Annotated in this window: 14 protein-coding genes; 7 read left to right on the top strand and 7 right to left on the bottom strand. The window is 59.6% G+C overall.

Translation table 11 applies throughout. The annotated features are described in order from the left end of the window. Nucleotides 1-24: 24 nt before the first annotated feature. The gene (gene elbB / locus KFS80_RS14585; RefSeq protein WP_008084520.1) at nt 25-693 is read right to left on the bottom strand and encodes an isoprenoid biosynthesis glyoxalase ElbB; all 669 of its coding nucleotides are present in this window, start codon (nt 691-693) and stop codon (nt 25-27) included. Between the two features lie 115 nt (nt 694-808). Here elbB and KFS80_RS14580 point away from each other — a divergent pair, with 115 nt between their 5' ends. Continuing rightward, nucleotides 809-2044, top strand: coding sequence for a sterol desaturase family protein (locus KFS80_RS14580; protein WP_212545140.1), 1236 nt, complete (start codon nt 809-811; stop codon nt 2042-2044). On the opposite strand, the gene KFS80_RS14575 is transcribed toward KFS80_RS14580, so the two are convergent. Beyond that, a complete protein-coding gene (locus KFS80_RS14575) occupies nt 2025-2693 on the bottom strand; it encodes a DedA family protein (RefSeq protein ID WP_053124926.1) in 669 nt (222 codons plus the stop codon). The genes KFS80_RS14580 and KFS80_RS14575 overlap by 20 nt on opposite strands. A 207-nt stretch (nt 2694-2900) precedes the next feature. Between KFS80_RS14575 and hemB the strand changes: the two genes are divergently transcribed. Continuing rightward, entirely contained in the window at nt 2901-3914 is a 1014-nt protein-coding gene (hemB, locus tag KFS80_RS14570; protein WP_212545139.1) for a porphobilinogen synthase, read from the top strand. Between the two features lie 18 nt (nt 3915-3932). After that, the gene (gene ppk1 / locus KFS80_RS14565) at nt 3933-6158 is read left to right on the top strand and encodes a polyphosphate kinase 1 (protein WP_053124923.1); all 2226 of its coding nucleotides are present in this window, start codon (nt 3933-3935) and stop codon (nt 6156-6158) included. A 254-nt stretch (nt 6159-6412) separates the two neighbouring features. Here the strand turns inward: ppk1 and ppx are convergent, their stop codons facing one another. Next, nucleotides 6413-7915 (bottom strand): exopolyphosphatase, encoded by a 1503-nt coding sequence (gene ppx, locus KFS80_RS14560; protein WP_212545138.1) that lies wholly within the window; start codon nt 7913-7915, stop codon nt 6413-6415. Nucleotides 7916-8364: 449 nt separating this feature from the next. On the opposite strand from ppx, the gene KFS80_RS14555 reads away from it, so the two are divergent. The 4 genes from KFS80_RS14555 (at nt 8365) to KFS80_RS14540 (ending at nt 12722) form a co-directional block, all read left to right on the top strand. Further along, complete coding sequence (locus KFS80_RS14555) at nt 8365-9000, top strand: DUF1120 domain-containing protein (RefSeq protein WP_212545137.1); 636 nt, start codon at nt 8365-8367, stop codon at nt 8998-9000. A 124-nt stretch (nt 9001-9124) separates the two neighbouring features. Then, on the top strand, nt 9125-9832 hold the full coding sequence (locus KFS80_RS14550) for a fimbria/pilus chaperone family protein (RefSeq protein ID WP_212545136.1): 708 nt from the start codon (nt 9125-9127) through the stop codon (nt 9830-9832). A gap of 3 nt (nt 9833-9835) precedes the next feature. Then, complete coding sequence (locus KFS80_RS14545; RefSeq protein ID WP_212545135.1) at nt 9836-12217, top strand: fimbria/pilus outer membrane usher protein; 2382 nt, start codon at nt 9836-9838, stop codon at nt 12215-12217. Beyond that, on the top strand, nt 12207-12722 hold the full coding sequence (locus KFS80_RS14540) for a DUF1120 domain-containing protein (protein WP_212545134.1): 516 nt from the start codon (nt 12207-12209) through the stop codon (nt 12720-12722). The genes KFS80_RS14545 and KFS80_RS14540 overlap by 11 nt, the downstream gene beginning before the upstream one ends. A 4-nt stretch (nt 12723-12726) precedes the next feature. On the opposite strand, the gene KFS80_RS14535 is transcribed toward KFS80_RS14540, so the two are convergent. From KFS80_RS14535 to KFS80_RS14520, 4 genes are read right to left on the bottom strand one after another with little or no spacing between them, the layout of a single operon-like run. Further along, complete coding sequence (locus tag KFS80_RS14535; RefSeq protein WP_212545133.1) at nt 12727-13464, bottom strand: amino acid ABC transporter ATP-binding protein; 738 nt, start codon at nt 13462-13464, stop codon at nt 12727-12729. Then, a complete protein-coding gene (locus KFS80_RS14530) occupies nt 13451-14101 on the bottom strand; it encodes an amino acid ABC transporter permease (protein ID WP_159814351.1) in 651 nt (216 codons plus the stop codon). The genes KFS80_RS14535 and KFS80_RS14530 overlap by 14 nt, the downstream gene beginning before the upstream one ends. Next, nucleotides 14098-14772 (bottom strand): amino acid ABC transporter permease, encoded by a 675-nt coding sequence (locus KFS80_RS14525; protein WP_053124909.1) that lies wholly within the window; start codon nt 14770-14772, stop codon nt 14098-14100. Before KFS80_RS14525 ends, KFS80_RS14530 begins: the two co-directional genes overlap by 4 nt. A gap of 21 nt (nt 14773-14793) precedes the next feature. Next, the gene (locus tag KFS80_RS14520) at nt 14794-15579 is read right to left on the bottom strand and encodes a transporter substrate-binding domain-containing protein (protein ID WP_053124906.1); all 786 of its coding nucleotides are present in this window, start codon (nt 15577-15579) and stop codon (nt 14794-14796) included. Nucleotides 15580-15824 lie beyond the last annotated feature (245 nt).

Here is a 15824-nt window from a genome sequence, read left to right as displayed (position 1 = left end):
TTTGGTTTTGTGTGTTGTCTTGGATCAAGCGTCGTTTTCGTGGGTTAGCTCTAATACCCGATCGACCAGTTTGTTGATCCCCGAAGCCGCTTCGCTGATGTTCTGCGCCAGCATGTAAGCCGGGGTTGTCACCAGTTTGCGCGCCTTGTCTTCGATGATTTCGGTCACGGCGCAATCTTCATGCGTCGCGCCCATCTTGTTCATCGCCGTGGCGGTGTCGGCGTCATTGCCGATGGTGCAGGTCACGCCCGGGCCGTAGATCTTCGCGGCCAGAGCCGGCGAAATGCACATCAAACCCACCGGTTTACCCGCTTCGGCAAACGCCTCGGCCAGCGCCAGCACTTCAGGCTGTACGCTGCAGCCCGCGCCTTCGACAGCAAAGTTGGAAAGGTTCTTCGCCGCCCCAAAACCGCCGGGCACAATCAGCGCATCGAAGTCGTCGACGTCAGCCTCGCGGATGTCCTTGATGTTGCCTCGGGCAATCCGTGCCGACTCGACCAGCACGTTGCGGGTCTCGGGCATTTCTTCGCCGGTCAGGTGATTAATCACGTGCAATTGCGCGATGTTCGGGGCGAAGCACTGTACCTGCGCGCCGCGTTGATCAAGGCGCAGCAGGGTGATGACGCTTTCATGGATCTCGGCGCCGTCGTACACGCCACTGCCGGACAGGATCACTGCAACTTTTTTGCTCATGGGTTTCTCTCCAGATTCATGGCGCTAAATGTCCACTAAATTGTCGCGCGTTGCCATAGGGTAAACGGGCGGCTACACCTAGGATCTGTTCATACGATTGCGAGCAGGGCGCGTCATGGACTTGATTCTGTATGCGGTGCCGTTTTTCCTCGTGTTGATTGCGCTCGAACTGATCGCCGACCGCTGGCGCGGGGTGAGCAACTATCGCCTCGCCGATGCGGTGAACAGCATCAGCACCGGCGTGTTGTCGACCACCACCGGGCTGCTGACCAAAGGCGTCGGGCTGCTGACCTACGCCTTCGCCCTCGAGCATCTGGCGCTGTTCAAACTGCCGGCAGACAGCGTTTGGGTCTGGGTACTGGCCTTCGTCCTCTACGATTTCTGCTACTACTGGCTGCACCGCATGGGCCATGAACGCAACATCCTCTGGGCCGCGCATTCGGTGCATCACCAGAGCGAGGAGTACAACCTCTCCACCGCGCTGCGCCAGACCAGCACCGGGTTTCTGCTCGGCTGGATTTTCTACCTGCCGATGGCCGTGCTTGGCGTGCCTTTGTTGGTGTTCGTCAGCGTCGCGGCGCTGAACCTGCTCTATCAATTCTGGGTCCACACCCGACACATTCCCAAGCTCGGCTGGTTCGAGTGGTTCTTCGTTACGCCGTCCAATCATCGGGCTCACCATGCACAGAACGCTCTCTACATGGATCGCAACTACGGCGGGGTGTTCATTTTTTGGGATCGTCTGTTCGGCTCGTTTCAGGAAGAGGAGGACAACGAACCGGTGATTTTCGGCGTGACCACGCCGCTGGCGAGCTGGAATCCGCTGTGGGCCAACCTACAGTTTTATGCGCAATTGTGGGATGACGCGCGGCGGGCCGAGCGCAAGTGGGACAAGCTGCGGATCTGGTTCATGCGCACCGGTTGGCGCCCGGCGGACGTCGCGGCGAAGTACCCGATGAGCAAGCCGGATCTGGCCCGCTTCCGTAAATTCGAAGTGCCGCTTGAGCGTCGTCAGCAGTTTTACGTGGCGCTGCAGTTTTGCCTTTACATCGCGCTGGGCAGTTATCTGATGAATCTGGAACGCAGCCTGCCGACCGCTGCGCTGTTGCTTGGCTGGGGCGCGGTGACGTTCGGGGTGTTTGCGTTGGGCGTGAGCCTGGAGAATCGCCCGTGGGCGCTGAAGGTCGAGCTGTTGCGGCTGGGGTTGAATGTGCCACTGGTGTGGCTGGCGCCGCTGGTTGGATTGTGGCCGGCCAGCCCGATGATCTGGGCTGGCTTGCTCGGGTACAGCCTGCTCAGCGGCATCGGGCTGTATAACTGCCGTCAGCGCGTTACTCGACTGGCGGTTTAGGTTCGGCGGACTTGGCTGGCTCGGCGAGTTGCAGTTGCTCAGCCTTGGCAGCTTGTTCGGCTTTTGCAATTTGCTCGTCTTCGTAAATCTTCTTCGCCAGACGCGCATTCTTGAAGCGGCGGCGCAGCCACAGGCCAACACCGAGCACCAGCAAGGCGCCAAGCACCCACAGCTCGTATTTCTTGATGCTGCCGAGCATGCCTTCCAGCACCGCGCCGAAGTGGTACGCCGCAGCGGCCAGCGCCGTGGCCCAGATCGCCGCGCCAATGCCGTTCAGCAGCAGGTAACGTCCCGGCGGATAACCCGACAGGCCGATCGCCACCGGCATCACCGTGCGCAAGCCATAAACAAAGCGGAAGCTCAGCACCCAGATGTCCGGGTGCCTGCGAATGTGTTCCAGCGCGCGGTCACCCATCATCTGCCAGCGCGGTTTGCGCGCGAGCAATTTGCGCCCGTGCTTGCGCCCCATGAAGTACCACAGCTGATCACCGGCATAGCTGCCGAAGAACGCCACGACCACCACCAGGTTGATGTCCATGTATCCACGGAACGCGAGGAAGCCCGCGAGCACCAGGATGGTTTCGCCTTCGAAGAACGTGCCAAGAAACAAGGCAAAGTAGCCGAAGTCATGCAGAAATTGTTGGAGCATTGTCTGGGTGCTGGCGAAATGAACGCGCAGCCTAACCCTTCGGACACATTCATGAAAGTGTCCAAATGTGTCTCGACGTGAACAATTCCTACAATAAGAATGGAATCCGTCACCGTGCCACAGGCCTCACACAACTGTAATCTGTTCGTCATAATGGCCGTCTATAACTGTCACGCTCGCCCGTTTGCGCGGGCTCAGGAGTCCGCCGTGAGCTTTACCCCTGCCAACCGTCTGTTCCCCGCCACTCGCTTGCGTCGCAACCGCCGCGATGATTTTTCGCGTCGGCTGGTAAGGGAAAACGTACTGACGGTTGATGATCTGATCCTGCCGGTGTTCGTGCTCGACGGTGAGAACCGCCGCGAAGCTGTGGCCTCGATGCCCGGTGTAGAACGCCTGACCATCGATTTGCTGCTCGAAGAGGCGGCCAAGTGGGTTGAACTGGGCATTCCGGCGCTGGCGCTGTTCCCGGTCACGCCTCCTGAATTGAAATCCCTCGACGCTGCTGAAGCGTGGAACCCTGAAGGCATCGCCCAGCGCGCCACTCGCGCCTTGCGTGAGCGCTTTCCGGAACTCGGCGTGATCACCGACGTTGCGCTCGACCCGTTCACCACCCACGGTCAGGACGGCATTCTCGACGAAGAAGGCTACGTGCAGAACGACATCACCGTCGACGCACTGGTGCGTCAGGCGTTGTCCCATGCCGAAGCTGGCGCACAGGTGGTGGCGCCGTCGGACATGATGGACGGTCGCATTCAGGCGATTCGCGAAGCGCTGGAAATCGCCGGCCACGTCAATGTGCGGATCATGGCCTACTCGGCCAAATACGCCAGCGCCTACTACGGCCCGTTCCGCGATGCCGTGGGTTCAGCTTCGAACCTCGGCAAAGCCAACAAAGCCTCTTATCAGATGGATCCGGCCAACAGCGACGAAGCGCTGCACGAAGTCGGTGCGGACTTGTCTGAAGGCGCGGACATGGTCATGGTCAAACCGGGCATGCCGTATCTGGACATTCTTTTCCGGGTAAAAGATGCCTTCAAAGTGCCGACCTTCGTCTATCAGGTTAGTGGCGAATACGCCATGCACATGGCGGCGATCCAGAATGGCTGGTTGAGTGAAGCGGTGATCCTCGAATCACTGACCTCCTTTAAACGTGCCGGTGCAGATGGCATCCTGACTTACTTTGCTGTCCGTGCCGCTCAATTGTTACGAGAGCAGAAATAGCCCTCCCAGGAACATTCGATGAATACCGAAGGACTCACTGAAGTTGCAGTAAAAGAAGCTCAGCCGGTGGTGGAGCAAATCACCGAGACCCCGCCGGAACTGGAGCCAGCGCCACCCGCGCCGGTGGCCGAAACCGCTGTGGCGGTGCCGGCGATCACCATTCCGGGTCTGGATGACAGCAGCCTGTACATCCACCGCGAGCTCTCGCAACTGCAGTTCAATATCCGCGTGCTGGAACAGGCGCTGGACGAGTCCTATCCGCTGCTGGAGCGTTTGAAGTTCCTGCTGATCTTCTCCAGCAACCTCGACGAATTCTTTGAAATCCGTGTCGCCGGCCTGAAGAAGCAAATCACCTTTGCCCGTGAGCAGGCCGGCGCCGATGGCCTGCAACCGCATCAAGCGCTGGCCCGCATCAGCGAGCTGGTGCACGGTCATGTTGACCGTCAGTACGCGATCCTCAACGACATCCTGCTGCCGGAGCTGGAAAAGCATCAGGTGCGCTTCATCCGTCGCCGCAACTGGACGGTCAAGCTCAAGACCTGGGTACGCCGCTATTTCCGCGACGAGATCGCGCCGATCATCACCCCGATCGGCCTCGACCCGACGCACCCGTTCCCGTTGCTGGTGAACAAGAGCCTCAACTTCATCGTCGAGCTGGAAGGCATCGACGCCTTCGGTCGCGATTCCGGTCTGGCGATCATCCCGGCACCGCGTCTGTTGCCACGGATCATCAAGGTGCCGGAAGAAGTCGGCGGCCCGGGCGACAACTATGTGTTCCTGTCGTCGATGATCCACGCCCACGCCGATGACCTGTTCCAGGGCATGAAGGTTAAGGGTTGCTACCAGTTCCGTCTGACCCGAAACGCTGACCTGGCACTCGACTCCGAAGACGTCGAAGACCTGGCACGCGCGCTGCGTGGCGAGTTGTTCTCGCGTCGTTACGGCGATGCGGTGCGTCTGGAAGTCGCTGACACCTGCCCGAAACACCTCTCGGATTACCTGCTCAAGCAGTTCAACCTGAGCGAGAGCGAGCTGTATCAGGTCAACGGCCCGGTCAACCTGACGCGGCTGTTCAGCATCACCGGTCTGGACAGTCATCCAGAGCTGCAATACACGCCGTTCACCCCGCAGATCCCGAAACTGCTGCAGAACAGCGAAAACATTTTCAGCGTGGTCAGCAAGCAGGACATCCTGCTGCTGCACCCGTTCGAGTCGTTCACCCCGGTGGTCGACCTGCTGCGCCAGGCCGCGAAAGATCCGCACGTACTCGCTGTGCGCCAGACGCTGTACCGCTCCGGCGCCAACTCCGAGATCGTCGATGCGCTGGTCGATGCCGCGCGTAACGGTAAGGAAGTGACGGCGGTCATCGAGTTGCGTGCGCGCTTCGACGAAGAATCCAACCTGCAACTGGCCAGCCGTCTGCAAGCGGCCGGCGCGGTGGTGATCTATGGCGTGGTCGGCTTCAAGACCCACGCCAAGATGATGCTGATCCTGCGTCGCGAGGCCGGCGAAATTGTGCGTTACGCGCACCTCGGCACCGGCAACTACCACGCCGGCAACGCCAAGCTGTACACCGACTACAGCCTGCTGACTTCCGACGACGCCTTGTGCGAAGACGTCGGCAAACTGTTCAGCCAGTTGATCGGCATGGGTAAAACCCTGCGCATGAAAAAGCTGCTGCATGCGCCGTTCACGCTGAAGAAGGGCATGCTCGACATGATTGCCCGCGAGACCCAGTTCGCCGTCGAAGGCAAACCGGCGCACATCATCGCCAAGTTCAACTCGCTGACCGATCCGAAGATCATCCGCGCGCTGTACAAGGCCAGCCAGTCCGGCGTGCGCATCGATCTGGTGGTGCGCGGCATGTGCTGCCTGCGTCCGGGTATTGCCGGGGTTTCGCACAACATTCATGTGCGCTCGATCATTGGTCGCTTCCTGGAGCACACGCGGGTGTTCTACTTCCTCAACGGCGGCGACGAACAGATGTTCCTCTCCAGCGCCGACTGGATGGAGCGCAACCTCGACAAACGCGTCGAGACTTGCTTCCCGGTGGAAGGCAAAAAGCTGCTGACCCGGGTGAAGAAAGAGCTGGAACTGTATTTGACTGACAATACCCATAGCTGGAGTTTGCAGTCGGATGGTCGTTACATCCGCAACACGCCGACGGGTAATCAGAACCCGAGGAGTGCGCAGGCGACGTTGCTGGAGCGGTTGGGTAGCCCGATTTTGCCGGTGAGCAGCTAAGGTCAAAGGCAAGAGCCGCTCACCCTAGCCCTCTCCCGGAGGGAGAGGGGACTGACCGAGGTGTCTCGCGCTATACACCGACCTGGCATATCGAGTCGAACTCAGATTTTGAAAAGCACGAAGATCGGCCCCCTCTCCCTCGGGAGAGGGCTGGGGTGAGGGGCATCGATCTCACGCACACCACTAAATCCCAGCCGAACACCCAATAAAAAAGGCGATCCAGAAGGATCGCCTTTTTTATGCCCAATCGAGACTCAGTGGACGGTGAGGACGATGCCCACTCGCGTCAGCCAATCGGCTTCGAGGCCAAAATCTGCCTGAGTCAGCTGATTTTCATCCAGCCAGTTCTCCGGGAATTCCACGTCCAGGGTGTCGCCCTTGGCATGCAACACCACCTGCGGCATCGCCTGTGTGCCACGGATGTGGTGGAACAGAATCGCGAAACGCAGCAGCACGCACAGGCGAATCAGCTTGGCGCCGTCGTCACCGAAATCGGCGAATTTGTCTTTGGGAATGTTACGGCGATGGCCGCGCACCAGCAGGGCGAGCATCTGTTGGTCTTCGCGGGAGAAACCGGCGAGGTCCGAGTGCTCAATCAAATAAGCGCCGTGCTTGTGATAGTGGTAGTGCGCAATGTCGAGCCCGACTTCGTGCACTTTCGCCGCCCAGCCCAGCAATTCGCGCCAGATGCCGTCGTCCAGCTCCCAGTCCACCGCGACCTGATCAAAGGCGTGCAGGGCTTTGCGTTCAACCCGTGCCGCTTGTTCGACATCAACGTGATAGCGCTCCATCAGCGAAGTGAGGGTACGTTCGCGCACGTCTTCGTGATGATGGCGGCCGAGCAGGTCATACAGCACACCTTCACGCAGAGCGCCTTCGCAGTGATCCATGCGTTGCAGTTCGAGCGCATCGAAGATTGCTTCGAGAATCGCCAGACCCGCCGGGAAAATCGCCCGGCGATCAGGCTTGATGCCTTCGAAATCGATCTTGTCGGCATCTCCCAGTTTGAACAGGCGACGTTTGAGCCAGGCCAGCCCTTCGGCATTCACTTCGCCGGTGCCATGCCCGCCAGCCTTCAACGCGAGGCCGATGGCGCGGATGGTGCCGGAGGAGCCGATGGCTTCATCCCAGGTCAGGCGATGCAGGGCGTGCTCGATGCTCATGATCTCCAGCCGCGCCGCCGTGTATGCCTGGGCGTAGCGGGCCGGGGTGATCTTGCCGTCCTTGAAATAGCGCTGGGTGAAGCTGACGCAGCCCATTTGCAGGCTTTCGCGCAGCAGCGGTTCGAAGCGCTGGCCGATGATGAATTCAGTACTGCCGCCGCCGATGTCGGCGACCAGACGTTTGCCCGGGGTGTCGGCGAGGGTGTGCGACACGCCCAGATAAATCAGCCGCGCTTCTTCGCGGCCGGAGATGACTTCCACCGGATGACCGAGGATTTCTTCAGCGCGGTGGATGAATTCGAGGCGGTTGCGCGCTTCACGCAAGGCGTTGGTGCCGACGATACGCACGGCGCCGAGCGGCATACCGTTGATCAGTTGGGCAAAACGCTTGAGGCAATCGAGGCCTCGCTGCATCGATTCTTCGTTGAGCTTGCGCTCATCGTCGATGCCGGCGGCCAGTTGCACCTTCTCGCCGAGGCGCTCAAGGATGCGGATTTCGCCGTTCTGGGCCTTGGCCACGACCATGTGAAAGCTGTTGGAGCCCAGGTCGATTGCGGCGATCAGGGACAAATTCTTGGCTTTGGATTGCGGCATGGTCAGGGGGTCTCGGTCGATAACCTCGACATCGTGCCACGATCAACGGCTGCCGCCAACGCACAGAGATCAAGGTTGGTGCTGTAGATGGCCGATCGGATGCTGAACCGGGATATAGTTATCGCTGAGTTAGTTGATACAAAGAGTGACGTTGCAAGTGGAATATATTCCTACGATATATAGAGCTTTTTACCTCGGTGTTGCGGAGCTTTTTCGACGGGTGTTAATAACTTCTTCCTTCGCTATATAAGTGCAATTTCCTACTGGCTTTGACACCGTGTCTTCTTCTTATTCGTAGGCAATGTCCTCAGACTGTGTAAGTCGGGTATGAGTGCTGGCTGTTGCCTGCTTGTACTCTTTTACAGGGATGAAGACTTCAACTGTGTTGAAGTCAATAAGCGTCAGGTGGACAAGTTATGAAAACAATAAGTGCTTTAATGGCGGCTGCAATGATTGCCAGCGTTTCTATCAATGCTCAGGCGGCTATTGATCTACGGGTAAAGGGCACGATCGTGCCGGCCAGTTGTGTGCCGTTTCTGCAGGGCGGTGGCGTTGTCGATTACGGCAACATTGCGGCAGAGGATCTTAATCAGACCTCGTACACGGTGCTGGAAAAGAAAGAGATCGTCTTTAACATCAATTGCCGGGGCCAGACCAAGGTCGGACTGAAGGCGCAGGACGGCAAAGGCTTCAGTCAGGTGCCGGGCATTCTGGCCAGCACGATCGGTGCGGATTACACCGACAACTACAACTACGGTCTGGGCGCGACTGCCAAGGGCGAGCACATTGGCGGCTATGCGATCAACCTCAAGCCGGACAGCTTCCTGTCCGCGAGCCAGCCAATCAGGCCGATTACTTCGGTGGACAATGGCAACAGCTGGCTGGCAACTGCCACCGGTGCGGTCGGTCAGGCAGATAACGTTGCGGCTTGGTCGCGGATGAGCGGACTGCTGGCGCCGGTGTCCTTCATCACCTTAACCGGTGTGCTGGAAGTTCAGGCAGTAATCAATAAGGCAGGGGAATTAACCATCGATAATGATGTGCCTCTGGATGGCCTGGCTACTTTCGAACTCAGCTATCTCTGATCGTCGTCAGCGCCGCCGGCATGTCACTGAACAGTGATGTGCCGGAACATGCTGTTAAATAATTAACTGTCGTTGTTTTGTCGCGAGGCTGTGTTGCTCGTGAGGGTGTTCTGTGGCCAGAGTAATGGTTTTAATTAAAGTTATTCCAATTGTTTTCTTTGTTGCCGTGTTGGTCGCAAGTTTGTCGGTGCGCGCCGACGGCATGGTGCCAGAAACTACTGTGGTCATTCTTAATGAAGAGGATGGCGAAACAACCATCAATATAAAAAATACCGATGCGACGCCAGCCTTGTTGTACTCGTCGATCGAGAACCTCCCGGAAGATCCCGAGTTTCTCGCGCTGGTAACCCCGCCAATCACCCGGGTAGAAGCCTCGGACAAACAATTGGTGCGGGTGATCGGGCAGTTCTCCGAACCGCTGAAAACCCAGCGCCTCAAACGCATCATTTTCGAAGGCGTACCGCCGAGAAAACCCGCAGACACGGCGTCCGTCGGCGTTACGATCCGGCAAAACCTGCCGCTGATCATTCATCCGCGTGGCCTGGCGAAAAATCCCACGCCGTGGACGCTGCTTGATTGGTCGCTGGTGGGCGATGTCCTGCAAGTGCGCAATGAAAGCCCCTACGTCGTACGGCTATCCCAAGAGGTCGTGCTGACCCCGCAGAATCACGTCGCCGATATCGGTCGAACCTACGTGCTGCCGGGCGAAGTCCTGCAGCGCAAGCTTGATAAACAGCCGCAATCGGCCACGGGAGTCACGTTTTACCCGGCAACGGTTTATGGCTTCACCGTCGACAGCTACGACGCTCGCCTCAATGTCCAAGGGCCTTGAAGCATGGCCAGCGGGGTTGCCCGAGCGGTGTGTCTGGCGGCGCTCGGTGTCTGTGAGCACGTACTCGCTGCGCAATCCCGGACGGTGGAGTTCGACACCGATGTACTCGGCAGTCGCGGCATCGACCCGGCCATGGCCGAGTATTTTCGGCTGGCTCCGCGTTTTAGCGAGGGCCGGCGCGTGGTGACACTGTTCGTCAATGGCCGTCAGCAGGGCTGGGCAGAGGCGCAGTTCGATAACGCCGGTGAGCTGTGTTTCACCCAAAGCCTGTTGAACAAGGCTGGATTGCGCAGCCTTGAAGAAGGCATCACCGACAGCCAGGGTTGTCTTGCTTTCCAGGCGCATTACCCACAGACACAAGTGACTTTGCGGCCGAATCAACAAGAAGTGCTTCTGCTGGTGCCAACCCATGCACTGGCCGATGTGGCGCAAACGACCACGAATTTCACCCGTGGCGGCACCGCCGGGATGTTCAGCTACGACTTGCTCGGACTGGATAACGCGTCTTCGGCCGGCAGCAGTCGCTACATCTCGGCCTCAACGCTGGCCGGTTTCAACACGGCCGACTGGATCGTACGCAGTCGCCAGCAATGGAATTCCGGGCAGCAGACTGGCGGCGTCGAACACCTCTACAGCTATGCCCAGCGCGATCTGCAACGGCTCGATTCAACGTTGCAATTGGGCCAGATCAACACCAGCAGTCCACTGTTTGCCGGTGTGCCCATCACTGGCGCGCAGCTTTTTCCAGCCCAGAGCGCTGTGCGGCCAAGCGAATCCAGCGCCGCTGTCGATGGCATCGCCAACAGCCCATCGCGCATCGAAGTTCGCCAGTCCGGCGCGCTGATCTACAGCACATGGGTGCCACCGGGGCCGTTCAGTCTGAGCGGATTTTCCTTGCTCAACGGCAGCGATGATCTACTGGTGAAGGTCATTGGTGAGGACGGTGCGACAAGGGAGTTTGCGTTACCAGTCTCGGCGTTCCATCAAATCAGTCAGGCCCGACCCGGCTATCACCTGGCGGTGGGAACCCTGCGTTCGCGAGCGGATGAACAGATCGACAATCAAACCGTCGCCACGCTCAGCGGCAGTTGGGGCTTGGGGCCAACGTCGCTGCTCAGCAGCGGCCTGATGACAACGCCAAATTATCAGGCGAGCGGCTGGGGCATCGATACCCGTCTGTTTCAGCACGCTGACCTGCGTTGGCGCACAGTTTTAGCCCGGCAGGCCGACACCGATTCGCAGGGAGTGCAGCAGAGCCTTTCCATATCGAGCGCATTTTTCGAACGGGCCAGTTTCGGCCTCAGCGCCACACTGCGCAGCGAGCAATACCGCGATGTGCTCGATAACCAGAGCTACAGCGCCGATCAATTGCAGCAGCGCTTCGCCAATCAATTCAGCGCGACGCTAGGTTGGGCGGATCCGCGGTGGGGCGGGATCAGTGCAGCAATCAGCCGCAGCGCCTTGCACAACGGCGAGCACCGGCAACGCTTGAGCGGTTCGTGGGGCAAGGGGTTCAAGCACGCCAGCGTGTCGTTCAACATCGAAGCCGAATCGAACGCGACGGCAATGCACCTGAGCATCGGCATTCCCCTCGGCGGCTCGCGCCAGTTGCGCACCTATGCCAGCCACCGCGATACGCAAACGACGCTGGGCTCGGCGCTGAGCGAGCAAGTCAACGACACGGTGAGTTATCGCTTGGGCGTCGACGGCATCGGCGAGGCGCGCGGTTCGCGGCTGAACGCCAGCGTCGGCCTGCTTCCGCGCTATGCCCAAGTCGGGCTTGGTGTGAACCGCGACGCGGCGAGCAACAGTTACATGGGCCAGCTCAAGGGCGGCATCGCTGTGCACGAGGACGGCGTGACGTTTTCCCCTTATGCCATTCAAGACACCTTCGGCATCGCTTCCGTGGGAAATCTTTCGGGGGTGCAGTTAACGACGCCGTCAGGCCCGGTGTGGACGGACGGCGACGGGCGCGCGGTGATTCCCGGGCTGTCGGCGTACAGCCAAAGCCGCGTGCAAGTGATGACTCGAACGTTGCCGCGCCGGGTCGATCTGATCAATGGTTTCAAAGAAGTGCAGGCCGGACGCGGCTCATTCAATACGCTGGATTTCGAAGTGATCAGCGTGCGTCGGGTGCTAATGCAAATTGTCGATGAGCAAGGAATGCCCATCAGCCGAGGCGCGTCGGTGTTGACGGAGCAGGGGCAGTTGCTCGGTTCAGTCGTTGAGGGCGGCAAAGCGTTTTTGAGTGATGTGCAGGGCGCGCAGACGTTGCACGTTCAGCTCGCCAACAACCGCCGCTGCGAGCTGCAACTGGAACCGCCGCCCGACACTCACAGCGATCAATTGTATGAAGCCATGGAGGGCGTTTGCCATGCGCGCTAAATCAGCCGTCGCGCTAGTCATCTACCTGCTGATGACACCGATTTTCGCCGCTGACTGCGAATCACGATTGAGCCAGTCCGAAGTTGATTACGGCCAATTACATCGCGGCGCATTCCCCGACCAACCCCTCGGCCAACATTGGGTAAATCTGGACACTCACCGACTCACCTTGACGGTGATCTGCCAGACGCCAACGCCAATCAAACTGCGCTTCAACGGCACCAGCGCGGGCCCGAATGTTTTCCGGTTAGGCCAACAGGGCCAATTCAGCCTGCGCATCAGCGACGCGGTAATAGACGGCAGCGCGGCGATGCTGACCCGCGATACCGAGCCGCAGCCACGCGCGGAACAGCTATTCGATGCGGCGCAAACCATTCAATCGCAGCGCGCCCGGCACTTCACCGCGCAGATCGACGTTCAGGCGCAACTGGATATCCGTCAGTTGCAGATCCACGACGAAACACTGTTCGAAGCCGCTGGCACATTCGAGTTGCTGCACGACTGAATGCTCAGCCGGCGTGCTCCACCGTGCCGATGAAATTGGCCAGTTCCGCCGTCTGCGGATTGGCAAACAACAGCTTCGGATCGCCCACTTCATGCACCTTGCCGTGGTGCATGAACACCAGTTTGTCGCCGACCTCGCGAGCAAAGCGCATCTCGTGAGTGACCATGATCAGCGTCATGCCTTCCTTGGCCAATTGCCGCACGACGCTGAGCACTTCGTTGACCAGTTCCGGATCGAGTGCAGAAGTAATCTCATCACAGAGCAAGACCTTCGGCGACATCGCCAATGCCCGGGCAATCGCCACGCGCTGCTGTTGGCCGCCGGACAGTCGATCCGGGAAAGCATCAAATTTTTCCCCGAGGCCCACCCGCTCGAGCATCTCTCTCGCCAGTTCCGCCGCTTTGGCTTTTGGCGCTTTCTGCACCACTTGCGGCGCGAGCATCACGTTTTCACCGACGGTCAGGTGCGGGAACAGATTGAACTGCTGAAAGACCATGCCGACTTTCTGCCGCAGGCTGCGCAGGTCGGCGCGGGCGGCGTCGAGGTATTCGCCGTCGACTTCGATCACGCCGTCGTTGATCGATTCCAGACCATTAAGCGTGCGCAGCAGGGTGGATTTGCCCGAGCCGCTGCGGCCGATGATCGCCACCACCTGGCCTTCTTCGACGCTGAGGTCGATGCCTTTGAGCACGTGGTGATCGCCGTAGTATTTATGCAGGGCGGAAATTCTAAGCAGAGGCATGCAGTCTCCTTTCCAGGTAGCGCGCACTGAGGGACAAGGGGTAGCAGAGCAGGAAGTAGCCGAGGGCGACGAGGCCGTAGACCATGAACGGTTCAAACGTGGCGTTGGCGAGCATGCCGCCGGTCTTGGTCAATTCGGTGAAGCCGATGATCGAGGTCACCGCGGTGCCTTTGACCACTTGCACCGAGAAACCCACAGTCGGCGCCACGGCAATGCGCAGCGCTTGCGGCAGGATCACGTAGCGCAGTTGCTCCAAAGGATTGAGCGCCAGACTCGCCGAGGCTTCCCACTGGCCATGCGCGATCGACTCGACGCAGCCGCGCCAGATCTCCGCCAGATAAGCACTGGTGAACAAGGTTAAGGCAATCGCTGCGGCCATCCACGGCGAGATTTCGATCCCGGCCAGGGCCACGCCGAAGAACACCAGAAACAGCTGCATCAATAGCGGCGTGCCTTGGAACAGCTCGATCCAAGTGCGGGCGATGTTGCTCGATAGAGGGTTTTTCGAGATGCGCATGATCAGGATCAGCAGCCCGACGAGGCCGCCGCCGATAAACGCCACCAGCGACAATGCCAGCGTCCATTGCAGGCCGATGAGCAGGTTGCGCAGGATGTCCCAGAAGGTGAAATCGCTCATGCGCGGCCCCCGCTTCGGCTGATGTAACGACGGCCGATCCAGTTGAGTAACTGGCGGATCAGCAGCGCCATGCACAGGTAGATCAACGTGGTCAGCGCATAGGTTTCAAAGGCGCGGAAGTTGCGCGACTGAATGAAGTTGGCAGCGAAGCTCAACTCTTCGGTGGCGATCTGCGAACACACCGCCGAACCGAGCATGACAATGATGATCTGGCTGCTTAGCGCCGGCCAGACCTTGCCCAGCGCCGGCAGCAGCACCACATGGCGGAACGCTTCAAAACGCGTCATCGCCAGTGCCGCTGCGGCTTCCAGCTGCCCGCGCGGAATCGCCTGAATGCCGGCGCGGATGATCTCGGTCGAATAGGCACCGAGGTTGATCACCATCGCCAGCACCGCCGCTTGCCACTCGGAAATCTGCACGCCCAACGACGGCAGGCCGAAGAAGATGAAGAACAACTGCACCAGAAACGGCGTATTGCGGATCAACTCGACGTAGACGCCAAAGATTGCCGAGAACGGGCGGATGTTCCACGCCCGCACCAACGCCCCGACAATGCCCACGCCAACCCCGAGCAGCGCGCCGATGGCCGTCAGCTCAAGGGTGAACAGCGCGCCGCGCAGCAGCAGGTCGGTGTTTTGCACCACCGGCATGAAATCGAACTGATAAGCCATGAATGTCTCCCGCGCAGTCGATCAGAGATCGGCCGGCAGCGGCTCTTTCAGCCAGGTCTGCGAGTTCTTTTCCAGCGCGCCGTCAGCCTTGGCGCTGGTCAGGATGTCGTTGACCTTGGCCAGCAGCGCCGCTTCGTTCTTGTTCACGCCGACGTAAACCGGCGAATCCTTGAGCTTCACTTTCAGCGCCGGCACGCGTTTCGGGTTCTTTTCGCTGATCGCGACCATCACCACGTTGCCGCTGGCGATCAGGTCGACCTGCCCGGCGAGGTAAGCGGCGATGGTCGAGTTGTTGTCTTCGAAACGCTTGATGGTCACGCCTTCGGGGGCGACTTTGGTCAATTCGATGTCTTCGATGGCGCCACGGGTGACGCTGATGGTTTTGCCTTTGAGGTCGTCGAGGTTGTTGATCGCCGCGTCTGGCGGGCCGAATACCGCGAGGTAGAACGGTGCGTAGGCGCGGGAGAAGTCGATGACTTTCTCGCGCTCGGCGTTTTTGCCGAGGCTGGAAATCACCAGATCGACTTTGCCGGTGGTGAGAAACGGGATGCGGTTGGTGCTGTTGACCGGGGTCAGCTCGAGTTTGACCTTGAGCTGGTCGGCCAGCAGTTTTGCCGTGTCGATGTCGAGGCCACGAGGTTTCATGTCCGGGCCGACCGAGCCGAACGGCGGGAAGTCTTGCGGCACGGCAACTTTCAGCGTGCCGCGTTTGACCACGTCATCGAGACCGTCGGCGTGAGCAGGTATCTGGCTGAGCAGCAGGCTGGAAAACAGGGCGGCGAGGAGGGCGCTGTAACGCTTGGTCATGGACAATCTCCGGATCGGCGGGAAGTGATTTCTGCGATCGGACAGAGCATGCGCCGTGCCAATACGTGGCTGTCGTCGCGGCAGGCCGCGGTTTCAGCGGCTTTGTTCGGTCTTACTGGTCTGAACAGTCAGGTTGTTTTTCGCACTGCGATAGCGCATCGGTCGCGATCACCGAACCCCGCTGGGGCATGACTTGCCGGACTCGGCGAATAGCTTTACAACTAGCCGCACATTGGCCTGACGCG

The organism is Pseudomonas rustica, from assembly GCF_018336155.1.
Classification (GTDB): domain Bacteria; phylum Pseudomonadota; class Gammaproteobacteria; order Pseudomonadales; family Pseudomonadaceae; genus Aquipseudomonas; species Aquipseudomonas rustica.
This window is presented reverse-complemented; position numbering and strand designations above follow the sequence as displayed.

Bases quoted from the DNA above. Each gene is read 5' to 3' on its own strand.
- KFS80_RS14525 (WP_053124909.1), bottom strand. From the start codon at position 14,772: ATGGCTTATCAGTTCGATTTCATGCCGGTGGTGCAAAACACCGACCTG.
- KFS80_RS14575 (WP_053124926.1), bottom strand. From the start codon at position 2,693: ATGCTCCAACAATTTCTGCATGACTTCGGCTACTTTGCCTTGTTTCTT.
- KFS80_RS14530 (WP_159814351.1), bottom strand. From the start codon at position 14,101: ATGAGCGATTTCACCTTCTGGGACATCCTGCGCAACCTGCTCATCGGC.
- elbB (WP_008084520.1), bottom strand. From the start codon at position 693: ATGAGCAAAAAAGTTGCAGTGATCCTGTCCGGCAGTGGCGTGTACGAC.
- KFS80_RS14555 (WP_212545137.1), top strand. From the start codon at position 8,365: ATGATTGCCAGCGTTTCTATCAATGCTCAGGCGGCTATTGATCTACGG.
- KFS80_RS14535 (WP_212545133.1), bottom strand. From the start codon at position 13,464: ATGCCTCTGCTTAGAATTTCCGCCCTGCATAAATACTACGGCGATCAC.
- KFS80_RS14520 (WP_053124906.1), bottom strand. From the start codon at position 15,579: ATGACCAAGCGTTACAGCGCCCTCCTCGCCGCCCTGTTTTCCAGCCTG.
- KFS80_RS14540 (WP_212545134.1), top strand. From the start codon at position 12,207: ATGCGCGCTAAATCAGCCGTCGCGCTAGTCATCTACCTGCTGATGACA.
- ppk1 (WP_053124923.1), top strand. From the start codon at position 3,933: ATGAATACCGAAGGACTCACTGAAGTTGCAGTAAAAGAAGCTCAGCCG.
- KFS80_RS14545 (WP_212545135.1), top strand. From the start codon at position 9,836: ATGGCCAGCGGGGTTGCCCGAGCGGTGTGTCTGGCGGCGCTCGGTGTC.
- ppx (WP_212545138.1), bottom strand. From the start codon at position 7,915: ATGCCGCAATCCAAAGCCAAGAATTTGTCCCTGATCGCCGCAATCGAC.
- KFS80_RS14580 (WP_212545140.1), top strand. From the start codon at position 809: ATGGACTTGATTCTGTATGCGGTGCCGTTTTTCCTCGTGTTGATTGCG.
- KFS80_RS14550 (WP_212545136.1), top strand. From the start codon at position 9,125: ATGGTTTTAATTAAAGTTATTCCAATTGTTTTCTTTGTTGCCGTGTTG.